This is a genomic window from Pseudobutyrivibrio sp. OR37 (assembly GCF_900113655.1).
GTDB lineage: Bacteria > Bacillota > Clostridia > Lachnospirales > Lachnospiraceae > Pseudobutyrivibrio.
Window position 1 is genome coordinate 1 of sequence record NZ_FOQF01000043.1, and the last position, 17,714, is coordinate 17,714.

15 protein-coding genes are annotated in these 17,714 nt (G+C 34.3%); 10 read left to right on the forward strand and 5 right to left on the reverse strand.

The features are described 5' to 3' along the window. Nucleotides 1-415: 415 nt before the first annotated feature. The 3 genes from BM097_RS14635 to BM097_RS14645 all read left to right on the forward strand — a co-directional run bounded on the left by BM097_RS14635 (nucleotide 416) and on the right by BM097_RS14645 (nucleotide 4,750). Nucleotides 416-2,038 carry a CoA transferase gene (locus BM097_RS14635; protein WP_177197482.1) on the forward strand — a complete coding sequence of 541 codons (1,623 nt, stop codon included), beginning with the start codon at nucleotides 416-418 and terminating at the stop codon, nucleotides 2,036-2,038. A 19-nt stretch (nucleotides 2,039-2,057) separates the two neighbouring features. Then, on the forward strand, nucleotides 2,058-4,121 hold the full coding sequence (locus BM097_RS14640; RefSeq protein WP_090551969.1) for an oxidoreductase: 2,064 nt from the start codon (nucleotides 2,058-2,060) through the stop codon (nucleotides 4,119-4,121). A 149-nt stretch (nucleotides 4,122-4,270) separates the two neighbouring features. After that, nucleotides 4,271-4,750: a chemotaxis protein CheW gene (locus tag BM097_RS14645; protein WP_090551973.1), complete on the forward strand. Its 480-nt coding sequence runs from the start codon at nucleotides 4,271-4,273 to the stop codon at nucleotides 4,748-4,750. A 129-nt stretch (nucleotides 4,751-4,879) separates the two neighbouring features. Here BM097_RS14645 and BM097_RS14650 read toward each other — a convergent pair whose 3' ends face one another. Further along, entirely contained in the window at nucleotides 4,880-5,335 is a 456-nt protein-coding gene (locus BM097_RS14650; protein ID WP_090551977.1) for a C-GCAxxG-C-C family protein, read from the reverse strand. Nucleotides 5,336-5,800: 465 nt separating this feature from the next. Here BM097_RS14650 and BM097_RS14655 point away from each other — a divergent pair, with 465 nt between their 5' ends. Next, entirely contained in the window at nucleotides 5,801-6,136 is a 336-nt protein-coding gene (locus tag BM097_RS14655; RefSeq protein WP_090551981.1) for a hypothetical protein, read from the forward strand. 18 nt (nucleotides 6,137-6,154) lie between these two features. Here BM097_RS14655 and BM097_RS14660 read toward each other — a convergent pair whose 3' ends face one another. From BM097_RS14660 to BM097_RS14670, 3 genes are all read right to left on the reverse strand, one after another. Further along, entirely contained in the window at nucleotides 6,155-7,834 is a 1,680-nt protein-coding gene (locus BM097_RS14660; RefSeq protein WP_090551985.1) for an EAL domain-containing protein, read from the reverse strand. 199 nt (nucleotides 7,835-8,033) lie between these two features. Further along, nucleotides 8,034-8,537, reverse strand: a complete 504-nt coding sequence (locus BM097_RS14665; RefSeq protein WP_090551988.1) for a hypothetical protein — start codon at nucleotides 8,535-8,537, stop codon at nucleotides 8,034-8,036. Between the two features lie 299 nt (nucleotides 8,538-8,836). After that, nucleotides 8,837-9,022, reverse strand: a complete 186-nt coding sequence (locus BM097_RS14670) for a hypothetical protein (RefSeq protein WP_090551993.1) — start codon at nucleotides 9,020-9,022, stop codon at nucleotides 8,837-8,839. Between the two features lie 195 nt (nucleotides 9,023-9,217). On the opposite strand from BM097_RS14670, the gene BM097_RS14675 reads away from it, so the two are divergent. From BM097_RS14675 to BM097_RS14700, 6 genes are all read left to right on the forward strand, one after another. Further along, on the forward strand, nucleotides 9,218-9,859 hold the full coding sequence (locus tag BM097_RS14675; RefSeq protein ID WP_090551997.1) for a DUF4867 family protein: 642 nt from the start codon (nucleotides 9,218-9,220) through the stop codon (nucleotides 9,857-9,859). A gap of 247 nt (nucleotides 9,860-10,106) precedes the next feature. Further along, the gene (locus BM097_RS14680) at nucleotides 10,107-11,192 is read left to right on the forward strand and encodes a GGDEF domain-containing protein (RefSeq protein WP_090552001.1); all 1,086 of its coding nucleotides are present in this window, start codon (nucleotides 10,107-10,109) and stop codon (nucleotides 11,190-11,192) included. Between the two features lie 1,121 nt (nucleotides 11,193-12,313). Continuing rightward, nucleotides 12,314-13,741 (forward strand): replication initiation protein, encoded by a 1,428-nt coding sequence (locus tag BM097_RS14685; RefSeq protein ID WP_090552005.1) that lies wholly within the window; start codon nucleotides 12,314-12,316, stop codon nucleotides 13,739-13,741. Between the two features lie 170 nt (nucleotides 13,742-13,911). Continuing rightward, nucleotides 13,912-14,544, forward strand: a complete 633-nt coding sequence (locus tag BM097_RS14690; protein ID WP_090552009.1) for a hypothetical protein — start codon at nucleotides 13,912-13,914, stop codon at nucleotides 14,542-14,544. Between the two features lie 76 nt (nucleotides 14,545-14,620). Further along, entirely contained in the window at nucleotides 14,621-15,391 is a 771-nt protein-coding gene (locus tag BM097_RS14695) for a ParA family protein (protein WP_090552014.1), read from the forward strand. Nucleotides 15,392-15,405: 14 nt separating this feature from the next. Continuing rightward, the gene (locus tag BM097_RS14700) at nucleotides 15,406-16,320 is read left to right on the forward strand and encodes a ParB/RepB/Spo0J family partition protein (RefSeq protein ID WP_090552018.1); all 915 of its coding nucleotides are present in this window, start codon (nucleotides 15,406-15,408) and stop codon (nucleotides 16,318-16,320) included. Between the two features lie 41 nt (nucleotides 16,321-16,361). On the opposite strand, the gene BM097_RS14705 is transcribed toward BM097_RS14700, so the two are convergent. After that, nucleotides 16,362-17,306 carry a ParB/RepB/Spo0J family partition protein gene (locus BM097_RS14705; RefSeq protein WP_090552022.1) on the reverse strand — a complete coding sequence of 315 codons (945 nt, stop codon included), beginning with the start codon at nucleotides 17,304-17,306 and terminating at the stop codon, nucleotides 16,362-16,364. Nucleotides 17,307-17,714: the final 408 nt, after the last annotated feature.

The window sequence follows — 17,714 nt, forward strand, 5'->3', positions numbered from 1 at the left end:
CCTGCCGGTGTTGCCTTGAATATAAGTGCTTTGCACAAACTTAATCTTTCATTTGCTTGATTACAGGATATCTGCCCAGAAATGGGAGTCAAGGATGCTTCGCACCGATGGCTGAGTCCTTGACACCCATTTCAAGGCAGATAAAATATCAACAAGCAAACGAAGGATTAGTTGTCATACATAAAAGTATGAGGTATTCAAATAATCAATGGCTTGCGTAAGCAAGGCTTCCTTTTTTAACAGAAAAGAGGTAAACTTTAGCCATCAATTCTAGAACCTATTTTTCAAGAGGGAATCTCTCACTACTTCCAACTGACACTGAATTTACTCTATCCTATACTACATTTAGCTTGAAACAAAACCAAAATCCTATAGAATTATACGTAGAGTATAAGTAATAATGGGAGGATTTTGTATGAATGAAACAATGGAAACAAAGGCCCTTCAGGCGTCTTTGTGCTATAAAGATCTTACAGATAGGTTAGATATTCATCCTAATGCTAAGGTCTTTTTTAATTTGTCCAACGACAGACAAAAGATGATTGAAAAGTCATGCTATACTCATAACCCATTTCCAGGTGTGCTAAAGCCAGTGCTTTTATCACTTAGGAAAAAGGCTGTTAAAAAGCTTTACGAAGAGGAAAGGATTTTACAAACAGGGCCAGCGGCTGCTATTCTCGCTTTAGACGCTGCTCTCACTCAAGAAATTGGCTGTCTTCGCACTGGTAATAATCAGTACAAGGATATTTACTGCGACGTTGATCTTGCAGGTTTGCAAGTTATACGTCTTTATATGAGTGACTATGAAGGAAATAAAGAATTTATAAAATCTCGCTACAATTCCGCTATTAGGGTTGATAATGCCCTTAATGGTTCATTTTATAAATATAAAACTGCGGATAATCGTAGCTTCTCAGCACACGTTTACTATGAATCCCAAAAACGTATTATGCTGAAAACCCTTGGCATCACCAAAAATCCAGATAAATTCACCTTTGGTTCTATGCCATTTGACAAACTCACCACTCGCAAGGCTGTCAAAAAATGGAATGCTTTAGATTTGGAGGAAGCAACCTTTGAAAATGGAGCCTGCGGATGCATGCTTCGAACTCGTGATGAATGGGAAGCTACAGAGGTTGGTAAGGCTGTTTGCAATATGCCATTGTTCAGGTCTACTAAAGTTTCAGATTCTCCTGTAAAAAAACTGAATTACTCTGATATGTCAAAAGGACCTTTATCAGGAATTAAGGTTTTGGATTTAACTCATATTATCGCAGGTCCTGCATGTACTCGTCTTTTAGCTGAAGCAGGGGCTGATGTACTGATGATTCGCAGAGGCGATTTCATTCATCAAGAGCAGGCCATGCTTGAGCTTGATGGCTGGGCAGGTAAAAACAGCATCCAGTTAGATTTCAATGTTAAAGAACAGCTTGCTAAAGCCAAGGAATTAGTTAAGGAGGCTGATGTTGTTGTATGCTCATATCAGCGTGGGGCATTAGATAAATTCGGACTTTCCGAAGCCGACATCCACGCTCTTAACCCTAACATCATCTATGCATCTTTAATGTGCTTTTCAGATACAGTTTGGGCTAATCGTCCTGGCTGGGCCCCTTGCGCTGAAGATATCACTGGCCTTAGTGTGAGAAACGGTTCTCTGGAAAATCCGGTAAACCTTAATGGAGTCCCACTTGATTATATTCCTGGAATGATTTTATGTGCAGGAGTTCTAGACGCCTTAAAAAAGCAACTGACTATTGGCGGAAGCTACACTATTACAGGTTCATTAACTCGTGGTGGCTATTGGCTTCACGAATGTACTGATATGTGGGAAAATCAGACAGCTAAGTCTGCAGACAATATCGTTTACAACAAAAATATTGATACCTTTAACAATGCCTTCACCCTAGTAAAAAACACTGCAGTTGGTGATGTTTATTTCCCTTCTCCTGCCACAAATATCGGCTTGGAAAATAATTATTACCGCGTGTCCAACATGCATTTTACAGATGGGAACACATCCTTCAAATCTGAAAAATAATATATTAGGAGCATAAATAATGAATAAGAAATACGATTCACTTTTTACACCATGGAAGATTGGAAATTGTGAAATTAAAAATAGAATTGTCTTAACATCTATGGGTGGGACAGACCTTTTTGGTTGGATGGAAAAAAATCACTTTGATAAGGCTGGTGCTGATTTCATACTCAGTGTAGCAAAAAACAACGCCGGTCTTGTTTTACCTGGTTGCCAGCCTGTTTATAACCCTATGTTTGGACAATGGCTTTATAAAAACAAAAAAATGTACAAAGAGCTTGCTGCATGGATGCCAGAGTTTCATAAAACTGGCGCCAAGCTTTTCGTTCAGCTTACTGCTGGCTTTGGCCGCTCCTTCACAGTTAGCACCATGATGGAGACCCTTTACAACAATCCTGTTCTTCGTGTTCTTTCAAAACCTGTTATGGATTTAGATAAAATTACTGCCAGCGCCAGCCCATCTCCTAACAGATGGTCAGACAAACTCCCATCAAGAGCTTTAACAGTTGAAGAGATTCATGAATTTGTCACAGCTTTCGGTAAAACCGCAAAGCTTTTAAAAGAAGCTGGCGTTGATGGAGTAGAAATTCATGCTGTACATGAGGGATATCTTCTGGATCAGTTTACTCTCGATTACGTAAATAAAAGAACTGACGAATACGGTGGCTCATTCGAAAATAAATATCGTTTTGCTGTTGAAATCGTTCAGGAAATCAAAAAACAGTGCGGAGAAGATTTTCCAGTATCCTTAAGATACAGTGTTGTTTCAAAAACTAAAGGCTTCCGTGAAGGGGCTCTTCCTGGAGAAGAATATACCGAAGCAGGTCGTGATTTTGAGGAATCAAAAAAGGCTGCAAAATATTTACAGGATGCAGGCTACGACATGCTTAACTGCGATAATGGAACCTATGATGCCTGGTATTGGGCACATCCTCCTATCTACATGCCAGAAAACTGCAACCTGGAGGATGTAAAAAATATTCGTAAATACGTAGATATCCCAGTTGTCTGCGCAGGCCGCATGAATCCTGAGGTGGCTGCCAATGCTATTTCAAATGGCGATATCGATGGCGCAGGCTTCGCAAGACAATTCCTTGCTGATACTGAATGGGTAACAAAGCTTATGAATGACAATGAAGATGATATTCGTCCATGCATTCTTTGCCACAGCGGTTGCTTCAATATGTGTCACTATAAGGGTGTACCTAACGACCAGGATTTATCTGATAGCCTTCACCTGGCTAGATGTGCCGTCAATGCTGAAACTATGCAAAAGGACAAGCATTTCATTAAGCCAACCACATCTCCTAAAAAAATCATCATCATTGGTGGTGGAATTGGCGGCATGGAAGCTGCTCGCGTTCTAAAGCTTCGTGGACATGAGCCTATAATCTATGAGAAATCAGACCGTTTAGGTGGAACTTTTATAGCTGCTAGTGCTGAAAGCTACAAAGGAAAGCTTCGTGATTTGTTATCATGGTACATCAGAAAAATGGAGCAGATGAAAATCGAAATCCATCTTAATACTGAAATCACAGACTTAAGCCAATTTGGCGCAGCTCCTATAATTGTAGCTACTGGCTCTACTGCCAGAGTTTTAAGAAATGTCCCTGGCCACGAAAAGATGATAGAAGCTTGCCAATTCCTTACTGGCACAGAGGTTGGTGAAACTGTTGCTGTTATCGGCGGCGGTCTCACTGGAAGCGAAATCGCTTACGAGCTTGCCCTCAAAGGTAAGAAACCTATCATCGTAGAAATGAAGGATGATTTGGTTTCACAAAAGGGCGTTTGCCTGGCCAATAGCTCTTATCTAAGAGAATGGTTCGCTTGGAAAAACATTCCAGTCTACCTTGAGACAAGCCTTAAGGAAGTGAGGGATAACGGAATCCTATGCGTTACAAAGGATGGAAAGGAAATTGAAATTGCCTGCGATTCGGTTATTAGCTCCGCAGGATATGTTCCTACTCCTCTAGTTTCAAAGGATAAAAAGCCTTCTAACGTTGAACTTGTAGGTGATTGTAATGGTATCGGAAATCTTAGAACCGTAATTTGGCGAGCTTACGAAGTTGCTATGAAATTATAAGCTATTTACTAAAAGATGTAGTCTTAACAGGCTACATCTTTTTTTTATTACGTTGATTTGACATAGGGCTATACAACGTTATAAAAATGTGTTAGAATCGTGAACTGTATTTTACGTGTAACGTAATCGATTAGATATGGAGGATAGCAATGTCAAATTTAGTTGTTTCAAATTCTAATGCTGGTAATGAAAAGCAGTATATTATATTCAAGTTAAATGAAGAATTATATGGTATTGATATCATGAAAATTAATACAATTATTATGATGCCTGAGATAACAGATGTACCACTCTCACCTGATTACGTTGAGGGTATGATTAGCTTACGTGGTAATGTTATTCCAATCATCAATCTTCATAAGAGATTTAATTATGGCGATGATAACATCACAAATAATTCTCGTATTATTGTATTTAATCATACTGAGGACGATCAAATCGGAATTATTGTAGATTCAGTTAATGAAGTTACTGTTATTGCTGATGAAAACATCGAATTGCCTTCACCATTTGTTAAAAAAGAGGACTCATTTATCTCAGGTGTTGGTAAACAAGATGAAAATCTTATTTCAATTCTTGATGTAGATTTATTAGTTGATGAAGATATTTTAGCCGAAAAAATCGCCTAAATACTATAAAAATAGCCTCCCGAAAGGGAGGTTTTTATAGTTAAAAGATTGTTAATTGATTAACAATAAGTTTACAATAAGTAATTTTTTCAATTTTTTTAAATATTATAGTGAATGCTGTTTTTCACGCTAAGGCAGGGGATTTTCCTGTATATATTCTTCCAATATTTCGGCCGCATCGCCAATTATCTCCCCGCAAGGACGCTTTTTATAATACTCTTGTGTTCTTGCTTCAGGAGTTGGATTGTCGTGCTTAACATTCAATCCAAGCATTTCACGACAAATAATTGTTCCATGCTTTTCCTCGAATCGATGAGCCAATTCTTGTATTCTCGCGTAATGCTCTGCCTTAACCTCACCGGTCTCTGGCCCATCATATCCATATAGAAGACCTGCCACCATAAACATTCCACTTACAGATCCACATACCTCACGAAGTCTTCCCATTCCACCACCAAATGATGATGCCATTTTTGACAACTGTTTACTATCTATAGGAAGTAAATCCTCAAACGCTAATACTATCGATTGAGAACAGTTATAGCCTTTTTTAAAGTTTTCCATTGCAGCTTCTCGTCTAGTCATTTACATATCCATCCTTTCAATTTCTCTATTATAAATCAGTTTAGAAATTTCAGCTACAGGCTATTATCTAGATTTTCAATTCGTATTTTTTTAGGGAATCTCTATATTTATTTTGATAATATCATGTGGCGCCTTCCATTCTTTTATTGGAGGATATTTACTCATTATATAGTCAACCTTTGGCACCTTTCCCATCTCTGTTATATTTATGTTTTCATCCTAAGCTCTAACTAAAATTAATAAATTATTATTCAAGGGAATAAATATGGACACCTCTATATCTTAATATATCTATAGTTAATTAAACAGCTTTGGCAAGGAGGTGCCCACTATGAAAGGATATGTTATTGATGAAGGATATATGGGATATGTAGATGGTGTTTATGAATTATTTGCTACTGAAGATGATTACCTTGACTACATGGCTGCCTAAACTACTACACTGAATTGATTGGAGGTAACTCTATGGAACTTACAAATAAAATAATTGCTGTAGATTTTGATGGAACACTATGTTTTTGCGAATGGCCCAATTTAGGTTCACCCAATCTTCCACTTATCAATTATCTACATCAACAAAAATCAATGGGAAATAAAATCATATTGTGGACTTGCCGCGCTGGCAAAGCTCTCGCCGAAGCACTTGAATGGTGCCAACAGCAGGGCCTTGAATTCGATGCTGTTAATGATAATTTGCCAGAAGTTGTTGCACTATATGGTAATAATAGCAGAAAGATATCCTGCGATATTTATATAGATGATAGAAATATGAAATTAGAGGATTTATTACATGTAAGCTAATCAACAATCTCCTATTGATTAGCTTACATAATCCTTCTTTATCATATTAATGATTTCCGTTTCCTCAACAGGCTTCGAATAATAATATCCTTGAAAACTGTGCACACTATAACGCCTTAATATTTCTGCCATGCCAGGTGTTTCTATTCCCTCAACACAAACCTTTGCATCGTACAGATTCGCTACCTCTGTAAATTTACTTACAAGAGTTTTTTCACGCTCATCATCTTCTATTTTTTGTACAAAGCTTCTATCGATCTTGATGGTATCAAATGGTAATGCTTTTACTAATCCCATGGATGAAAATCCTGTTCCAAAATCATCTAAAGCTATTCTGATACCATCAGATTTTAATTTATACATGGTATTTTTTAGTAATCCCATGTCCAGTAGTCTGCATCGCTCTGTTATCTCCAAGCATAGTTGCTTTGGTGGATAATCTGAATCTTCTATCACATTTTTAACTATTTCAACGAAATTATTTTTCTCAATCTGTGAATAAGAAAGATTTACATTAATAATAAATGATGGTAATAGTCTAATAAATTTTAACGATGCTTTTACAGCCGTCTTCAAAATCCATTCGCCTAATGCTGGAAACATTGAATCCTTCTCCAATACAGGAATAAATTCATCTGGAGGTACAATTCCAAATTCCTCATTTTTCCAGCGCAACAGTGCTTCTGCCCCTATAATCTTCTCCGTCTCAGCATCTATTATAGGTTGATACAATAAATAGAAGCCTTCAAAATTATGTGATATGGAATTTCTTATTGTATATAGCTGTTCAATAGATTTCTTTTCATCTCTATTTGATGAACCTTTAAATTCTACAATGTCTCCCTGCTTTAAATCACGTGACTCATCAAAAGCAAAATTTAAACAAGCATATACTGTTTGTGCATCAGTATTAAAATCCTTTACGCCTACCATACCAGCATATAATTCTAATACAATACTTCTGCCATCCACAGAAACGCCCTTAATCAACCTATCACATAATTTGTTATAACTATCTTCTATAATTTTTATATCCTCTAAAGTTGAAATGATACCAAACTTAGTTCCATCCATTCGATAGGCCTTGCCTTGGTTTCCAACAACTTCCTGCAACATTCTTCCGCATTCCTGCAGAATCTTATTGCCACCCTTATATCCATATAACTCGTTGATTTGAGCAAATCTATCAACACCAATTAGACCAACGTTCACTTTCATGTGGTTATCAATATAATTAGATAAATCTTTGAAAAATCCGAACTGGTCCCTTAATCCAGTAAGACTATCAATATGATGCTGTTCTGAATGATTTTTTATCGCACCACAAAAATATTCCATATTTCCATCTTCATCTTTTAGAACAATGCCACGGCAGCTACATACTTCATACTCTCCATTTGGCTTAACTGCACGATACTGCATATCATGCTCATCAGATTTTCCCGCAAAAATTGTTTCAATACCCTCATGATAAACTTTTCTATCATCAGGATGAATATGCTGCTCCCAAAGATCACCTGCTCCTACCATATATTCATCTGGCAATCCAAATAAACTAACTAGAGTTTTTGACCATTTTGAATAATCATATTTCATGTCACAAAGATACACATGGGAATCCTCAGCTATAATTGACATACATTCAAATAGTTTATCAAGCTTTGCAAGTCTTTCTTTTGGAATTTGGTTATTTTCCATTTAAGCACCCCACCTTTTTATGACATTTCTAATTACCTTTATATTTTATTATACCTACCGAAGCCTAATTCCTTCATTTAAATATCATTAATTTTCTATGGTTTATCTGTGAATTTTATAAATCCTTATAATTTATCTACAATAAAAAACCGCCTTAAAGACTAATCTTTAAGACGGTATAGATTTATATATAAATTTTTTACTCTTCTATGATTCCATCAGCACTTACTGTATACTCCGCATCCTGCCCACTCAAATTTTTAGTTTTCCACTCTCCAAAGGAAATAGTAATAGCGGTTTCATCAGTCTGCACAACGTAGCTAATCTGTCCATCCTCATAGGCTTCACCACCGTACCAGCCCCCAAAGGTTTTTGTTACCTTATCACCTTCTTTGATAACCACTGTGTAATCATCATTAACCTGGAAGTTTATACAATCTTCTGGCAAGCCTGATAAAGTAATCACTGTTCCCTTCTGAATAGTTGATGTAGATAATGTTGCAATTACATTTACCGTATTCATTCCTAATTCATTATTCTCGGAAGGAGCATCAGCATACTTATTCATATAGCTAACAGGTAAAGTAAAGGATTTCGCTTCAGCAGCCATTACCGTTCTAATATTATTATAAGGTGTTAATAATATTAATCCCATAATGATGCAAACAACCATAGAACCAATTCTTTTAACTGCATTATTCATAATAATCCCTCCTTGTTAGCTAAAATACAAACAGGGAGATACAAGCAGTAACCAACTGCCATGTATCTCCCTTGGTGTAAATCTAATTATATGTTTATACACATTCTAAATCAATTAAAAGAGTTTGAAAAAAATGTGAAAGGTTGAATCATTGAGGAGTAAAAATCTCCTCAGCCCATTGTATCAGCATTTTCGTGAACTATGTATTTAATTGTATTTTTTTGCAACTTTGCCTTCATGAACCTACTCCTGCTTTTAGTGTCGTTAGCAGATTTCAGACATTATGGTATATGCCACAATTACATTCTGACTTTTTCTGATAAAACGATTGCATCATCTCTATATGCTGTTCCAGTATAGTCATGTTTAAAATGTACCACTTCATTCTTAATTGCTGGTGTTGTATACTTTCCATCAACATCTATAACAAGCTCTATATCTGGATCAAACTGATTTAGAGTTTCAATAAAATCTCTTATTCTCATATTATCCCTCCTTTAAAACGTTATATATAAACTATTGTTTACAGAAATTCATTAAGTCTATCACGGTTTCCTACTCATGTCAATCTCTTAATGTGACAATTATTTACTACTATTAGATTAATAATTGGTACGACAATATTTTGGCTTCACGATATTATCTTTTTAGGATAAATATATTGTATCAGGAGGATATTTATGAAAATCTTAAATGTAACAGATTCAGAATTTACAAATTACGGTCGCATTATCGAAGGATATGAAGCCGAGAAAAAAGAAATTGCTGATGCACTTGCTGCAAATACACCAATCCCTGAAGGAACAGATTATGTTGCAGAAGAAAAAGCACTTCAAAATTTACATGCAGCATCAGTAATCACTAATTCTCTTTTTGGTGGTTCGCCAATGCAGTTTGGATGGTGCAATGGTCACAACACAAAACTAAATTGTCTTGAATATCATCGCTCAAGTGAAATTAACCTTGGCGCAACAGATTTCATTCTTCTTTTAGCTAAGAGAGAAGAAATCGTAGACTATAAACTTGACTCAAGCAAAGTCAAAGCATTTTTAGTTCCAAAGGGTGTTATGGTTGAAGTATATGCAACTAGTCTTCACTATGCGCCTTGCCAGGCTCATAAGGATTCTGGTTTCCAGGTACTTGTTGGTTTACCTCAGGGTACTAACGTAGGAATGCCTCAATTCACTGCTGGTAATCAAGAAGATAAAATGTTAACCGCAACAAATAAGTGGTTACTTGCTCATGCTGAAGCAGCAGAAGCACAAAATGGTGCTTGGGTTGGTATCACAGGTGAAAATATTGATATTGCTACTCTTATTTAAGCTAAAATATATATACTTTAAAGCTCTTCCTTTATGGAAGGGCTTTTGATTTTTATCCTGCAGAAACCACTTATCCTGAAATTTTTCCTGCATAAAATTTCAAATATGTTTCCTAATTCACATACTCTTCATGCTTTTCTTTAAATATTCCCATTACTTCACACTTTGTTTAGGATTTAAACTTTTTTGAATTATATAATTTCATTAATATGAATGTTTTCCGCTTCTATATTTTAAGGAGATTCAAATGGAAAAGTATGACTTATCAGCTATTGATGCTTACATTAATAGAGCCTATAAAATAATTATTGTTTTACCTCTCACTGGAGCTACCACTTCGGCTTTTGTTTTCACTATATTCAAACTAACCAACCTTTGGCCAATGGTTCCTATCCTTCCGCTAGTCTTATATGACCTTATTAATCTTTTTTATCTTATATTTGCCATTTATCTTTTAAAAACCGGTTTCGATGAAAATGGAACAATCAAACCCAAAAAGATTCTTGTAGCTAAACTATATATTGGCATTTTAGTATTTGCCCAGTGGAATTATATAACCTATCTGATTCCTTATCACGAATGGTGGGCTTATTTGTTTTTCTTTATTGGACTTACTATAGTTTTTTTCGATTATCGTTTTACCGCTTTGATTAGCGCTTCATTAATTATTTCAACTTTTATCTCCTGGATAATTAATGGTCAATATCATTTCTTGGATCCTGCTGATACTTTATTTTTGCCTTCACTTATCCTTAGACTTTTTTGTATTGGTCTTTCAACCTCTACTCTTCTATTCATTACTTATTTTGGAGGGAAATATCTTGTTGAAGAATTGGACCGACATGCTAATTATGACACGCTAACTCATCTTTTAAATAGACGCACCATGGATACATATCTTAATGAAGCTATCCATGAAGCTCATTCTAAAAAATCTACCTTCTGTTTAATGATGATTGATATCGATGATTTTAAACATGTCAATGATACCTATGGTCATGAGTTCGGCGACGAGGTCTTAAAATATGTAGCTAATACTATTTCTACTGGTGTTAAAAAGAATGATCATGTATTTCGTTGGGGAGGTGAAGAAATTCTTGTTTTGTTAAAAACAGATAGTGAAAAGGCTTATGCAGCTGCAGAACGTATACGAAACGATATTGTAAAGGATGCTATCTTATATAATAATAAAGAAAAGGTATTTGTTTCAGTAACAATTGGACTATCCTCCTTTAATGAAAATCATACAATAAAAGATATGATGGAAGATGCTGATCAAAAACTATATTATGGAAAGAACAATGGTAAGAATCAAGTTGTTATTTCTTTATAAATATGTAATTAATTTCTAGATATTTATTCTTAAGCTTTTTTAAGGTCAACGGGTGACCTTGTTTTTGTGTCTATCTTTTAGATAGATATGTATATAAAGTATAGTATTGTATAGAATGTATAGCAGAGCCTTAAAAATCCTTTATTTCTGGGGTTTTTAAGGCTTTTTGTATGACAGTTTCTGGTCCTATTTATGACACATTCCCCTCTATTTAAGACATTTCCTAGTCTTATAGGTGACATCTTGTCTTCAATAGGTGACAGAATCTACACCTAATGTGACAAATATTACACCAAGTCATATATTAGGAGAAAATCTGTCATTTCCATTAAAAAAAAGCCTGTAAATACGGTATTTATAGCAGATAGGTGACAGATTCCACACCAAATATGACAAGTTATCCACAATGACATAAGGAATATATGCTTTTTTATTATAATAATGTGGATAAGTGGCATAAATCAAGGCATTTTTAGAGCTATATGACAGAAAACACACCACATATGACAAAATACACACCTGACATATGACATATACTTATGACAAAAAACACACCATAATATGTGACAGCTTTTATACTGTATATTCCAGATGTGACAAATTTTACACCTGGATTTGAGATATTATTTTGACATAAATCCTCTATTTATGCGGTTTTCGTCGTATTTATGACAGAAAACACACCACATATGACAAAACACGCATCATGTCATATAGCCCTATGTATGACAAATTTCACACTTAATAAATAATCAGCTAGAAACGGCGATTTTACGGGCTTTGTGAAGTATTACTATTGCCAATATATATGACAAAAAACACACTAAAAATGATATTTGGATGCTATAGATATGACAGAAAACACACCATATTATATACTGATATCCTGCAGCTAACATATGACAAAAAACACACCATAACTTATGAAGTCCCAAACACCTTGTAAATACTGGGTTTTTCATATATAAATATACTCTTGGGTATGACAAAAAACACACTAAAAGACATTTTACCTCTTATGTCTTTGAATAATTTTGTCATATTTATTTGAATTTACAGCATTAAATCATTATAATATAAGGCATGACAAACAAAGATTATGTCACATAGGGGAATAAATAATGGCTATTAAAAGGCAAGATAAAAATGGTAATTATCGAGTGGTTGACCCAGTCACGGGAGAATTCATTGATGAACCACTTACACATAATGTCGGACAGATTCCTCATCAGACTTCATATACTATGCATGGTAAAATCATCGACCAGGATGAATATACTACTGATATTGTTGAGACTGATGGAACTCCAGCATTATCTGATGATGATGAACAAATCAGACGTTATATTAAGGAAGCAATTTCAATTGATAATTTAGTTGAGACATTTAATGATAATTCCCATCTTACATTATTAAAACTTTTAGCTCTTCAGGATAACAAGCATCCATTAAAAAAAGGTGGTGTTGGTATCGCCTATCGTACAGATGCACTTATCATGAATTGTAAGATGGAGTTTTCAACAGACGAGAATATTGTCTTCGATGCAATTCTTGGAACAATGTCTTCATTTCCTGATGATAGGACATATCGTATTGAACCTTCTGATTTCTTCAAATTTTCGAAGTATTCTGATGAGAAATATTTATATGCTATTTTCAGATCAGGCACAGAGAAGTTAAAGAATCGTCATCTTTTATTTGAAGATTTAGGACCAGATGGAGAAGATGAAATTATCGTACCATGGTTCAATATTTTGAGATATCATAAAGGCAAAAAAGGCGAAACTGCATATATTGAATTTGCACCATCCGATTTCTTTAAAGATTTAGCTTTATGTTCTCAGTTGGTTCATGGAGCTTATGGTGCATTAGAAGTTACAACTCAGCTCCAGGGTAAATACACTATTGCTTTATATTGGTATTTGGAGAACAAAAAGAATTATAAAGAGTATCCTACTGCTACTCCTGGTGTTTTCAACATTTCGCTTGATGAATTAAAGCATCAGTTCTCTATTCCACAGTCATATAAAAAAGCTGATATTGAACGTCGTGTTTTGAAGCCTGCTTATGACAGCATTAATGCTGTTCCAGAATGTGATTTCACTTTCGAGTACAAACCAATTCTAGCTCATGGAGTTACTCAGGGTTATTCATTTATAGTTTCTTCTAAGAGATATATTGAAGCTACTTCTTATAAAGTAGAAGATGTTTTAGATGATGATGGTTTATTTGATGAAATCAAAACAATTATCACATTATCAAAAATCAGCTTCACTGATGATGAAATTAAACGTATTGCTGATGCAGCTAGACGTTGTAAAAAAGATAGCTCTTATATGATGGAAATTATTACTGCATTCAAAAAGCGCTGCGAGATGAATTCTTTAGAATCTATCAATGACAGAGTTGGCTACATTTGTAAAATGATTGCGCAAGGAACTTCATTTGATAATGACTCTAATAATATGAAGAAAAACAATTCATTTAATAATTTTGAGCAACGAGATGATGATATGGATCTTATCGAAAAAAAGCTTTTAGGTAGATAAATTCCGTGAAACATTTCTATTAACATCGTCTCTTAATTGAAAATCTTTTTTACGTCCGTAAACCTTGATTTTATCACGTTTAACATGTATTATATAAGTATATTACACCACCACTATGGTGGTGTTTTTATTTCTACAAACAATTATTTAATGTTTCACGGAAGGATATTATGAAAGGAAAAAACATCATTATTCCAGATAGAATATTTCATAAAATATGGAATCTATCTCTTGAAGCTGAAAACTTTTCTGAACTATATAATTCTCTTACTGACAGTAACTCTTCCTATTATATAGACTTTTATAAATATGGTTTTCAGTTAGAACTTATATATGATACATTGCAAAAAATATATCATATATCTAATATGTCGATTTCTGATTTGCTGAAAGAATATAATTTAAAAAAGGCAACTCTATCCCATCGATTTTGTATCCCAATTCGAACTATTGAAAATTGGTGTAATGGTACTGGTAAATGTGCACCATATATTTTATTGATGATTTTGGAATGCTATAACATTTCATATTTGCCAGAAAATGTTTATACTGAAAGTCTTTTCTCAAAAGACAATAAGACAGTATCCACAAAAAAACGTAACAAAAATATAAAGATTGAAGAAATACAAAAAAATGTTGAAAAAGAGCAGGATTATTCAAAACTTCCTCTTGATGATATTGACGATTTGTTAGATAATATAAGCCTAGAGACTTTTTCAATAAAAGATTTCGAACAAACGCATTCTATAGATAATAGCTCTTTTCTTTCCGAAACAGACTATCTTAGAAAGCATATGAAATAATTTTCACATTGTGAACCGCATGTTAAATATTTAACAAACATTTCACATAGTGAACTGACAAAAACTAGGAGGAATCATGGCAAAAACAATTATTTTTGGAAACCAAAAAGGTGGAGTAGCAAAAACTACAAGCACATACAATGTTGCTACTCAGTTATCGATGAAAGGATACAGAGTTTTGATGATTGACTCAGATCCTCAGGCATCACTTACTATAATCACTGGTCTAGTACCAGAAGATTATGAAGATAAAAACCTCTCTGCTCTCCTTTATGATAAGGATGGCGAGCTGGATATTCACGATTGTATCATTCCATTAAACGAAGATGGTAGTTTGGCAATCATTCCAACAGATATTTCAATGGCAAATGGAGATTTGGACTTTGTTTCAAGACCAGGAAACGATAAACTTATCAAAAATGAGATAAATAAGGTAGATGACGAGTACGATTTCGTATGTATCGACTGTTTACCATCACTTGGTATTATTTCTGTAAATGATATTGCTGCATCAGACTTCATTATCGGTTGTGTAGAACCTGGCTATCAGGCAATGAGAGGAATAGAGTATTACGCAAAGGTAATAAACCGCTATAGAAACAAATATATGTATCCAACAAAGTTTATGGGTATTATTATTTCAAAAATTGCTAGAAATAACGATTGCAAAGATATAACAGAGGTATTAAAGGATGAATATGATGTTTTAGGTGAAATTCCACTTTCTGTTGAAGTTTCAAAGGGAGAAATTGACGGAGTACCAGTATCAAAGAGAAAGCCTGGTCACATTTCATCATTAGAATATTCAAAAATAGCTGATATTATTATTAATGAAACAATAGGTTAAATAAGGAGGGGAAAATGGCAGAAAGAGTTAACAGATTTGCCAAAAAGCAAGAGGCTGTTTCTTTAAGAGATTTAACAACTAGAGAAAAAGATGCTCCGAACACATCGGAAATTGTAGCTGATCTAGCACTAGATTTATTAGATTTTGATGAAAACAACGAATTCTTATTTGGATATAGAGATTTAGAGAGAATTAAGAATACAATTGATGAATCAAAGCTAACAGCTCCTCCAATTGTATATAAAAAGGAAGATGGAAGATACTTAATCGCATCTGGTCATACTCGTGTTAAGGCTTTAAAGGATTTAGGCAAGAAAAAGGTAACATGTCAAATAATGGCATTACCTAATAGCGAAGATCAGATTAAAAAGAACTTAATCTATTTAAATACACAAAGAAGAGAAGCTCCATTATATATTGCAAGAAACATTAGCGAATATGAAAGCATCTTAAGAAGAGAAGGCTTCAAAGGAAGTATGGACCAGGAGCTTGCAAAACAGTTTGGGTATAAAAAGACTATGTTATATAGATATAAGAAGATTCTTTCTATTCCAAAACAAATGCAGGAGCTTTGTGCATATGATGAAGTGGCATGGTATTCACTTGTTGATAACTATGCAGATGTTCCAGAAGATAAAATGGACGAATTTTGCAAGAGTGTTTTAACTATCCTAGAAGATGAAGGTCATGTTAGTAATAAACAGATTGATGATTTAATAGGAAGTTATACACATAAGACTGTCGATAAAGCTGAAAAAACTGACGAAGAAATACAGAAGCCCGAAAAGCTTTCAAAGAAATTTAAAAAGCTCGTATCAATCACATATAATGATGAAATCAAAATCAGAAAGAAAGATAAAGAGGAAGTTAGAGCACAGGCTATAGAGTTAAAAGAGTATTTGGAAAAGATAATCGAAGCATGTGAATAATTGATAAAATAAAAAAGACTCCGAAAGGAGTCTTTTTTATTTTATTTTAATTTGTTCAAAAGAGTTCCAAGTTGCTCTAAAATCTGAGACCTTTCATGAAAAGATACATCTTCAGGAATATTATCAAATGCTATATTAAGCAATTCAAATCCATGAGCTGTATTATCTCTAAAGCGTTCTAAGTCATTATGCTCAAATGCGATAGGAATATTTTCCGAGGCAGAAGAACATACGTTCTGGATATTTGAGCTGCTTTTTACTTCATCGTCCTGGTTAATAGTACCTGATTCATCAGTGTGTTTTTCTATCTCAGTTTCAATCTCTTTGGTTAAGGATGATTGTTCTTTAAGATTCTTAATACACGCCTGAGTTTCAGCTTTTGAAAGAGGCTCATCCCCCTTTTTTTGCAGTGTTTCTTCTATTAATCTAACTGCTTCTAGCTGTAAATCTTCATCAAGGCTTGATAATTCAGAAATACCTACATATGAAAGTTTTCCTTCACCAATCCAAGCTTGAACTTTTTCAGGATATTTAAGAATACGTCTTAAATATTTGACCTGTGTAACACTTATACCAAAAACTTCTGCAATCTTATCTTGTGTGTTTCCTTTAAACTGCTCAGGCTTAAGGACGTGTTCAATATAATAGTTGATAGCTCTAGCTTTATCTAAAGGATTGAGCTCTCTATTGTTAATATTTAGTCTGATTAATTTCTTTGCTTTATCAATCTCATCTGTAATATCTTCAATATGTACTGGTATCTCTTCAAGGCCAGCCATAATAGCAGCAGCAAAGCGCCTGTGACCAGAAATTATCTCGTATGTATTGTTTTCATGGTTTTCTATAACATCGATAGAGCCAATAAAGCCAACTTCCTTAATATTATTAGCTAGAGCTTCAATACCATCCATATTAAAGATAGTTTCATTGTCTGGATTTTTAGTTATGTATTTAACTGGTATATTTATAATTTTAGAATCACTCATAATATTCTTCCCCTTTTGTTCGTACTTTCATACTATACCACATTTTAATCTGGAGGTCATCGGGTGACCTTAAGAAAATTAAAGAGTTGTGAAAAATTTATGACGTGAGCACTTGCAAGGAGAATCGAAAATGAAGGTATCGCATCATTTGATGACACAAAATTATATAGTGGTAATTTACTGATATAACAAGGCAAATAATAACGCTAATACAATGCGAAAGAGTTTCTTCCTATTATATACAGCGAAAACTCGCAAGATCTATTTGTTTATATAATTAGCACAATTCAAACAAAAAGAGCGTTTTAGATGAATAGATTTACTTTGAGAAAATCCTCAAAAAGGGGTTTACAACAGGGGATTTAGGTGATATTATAATCGAGCACTGAGGGACAGCAAGTCACACAG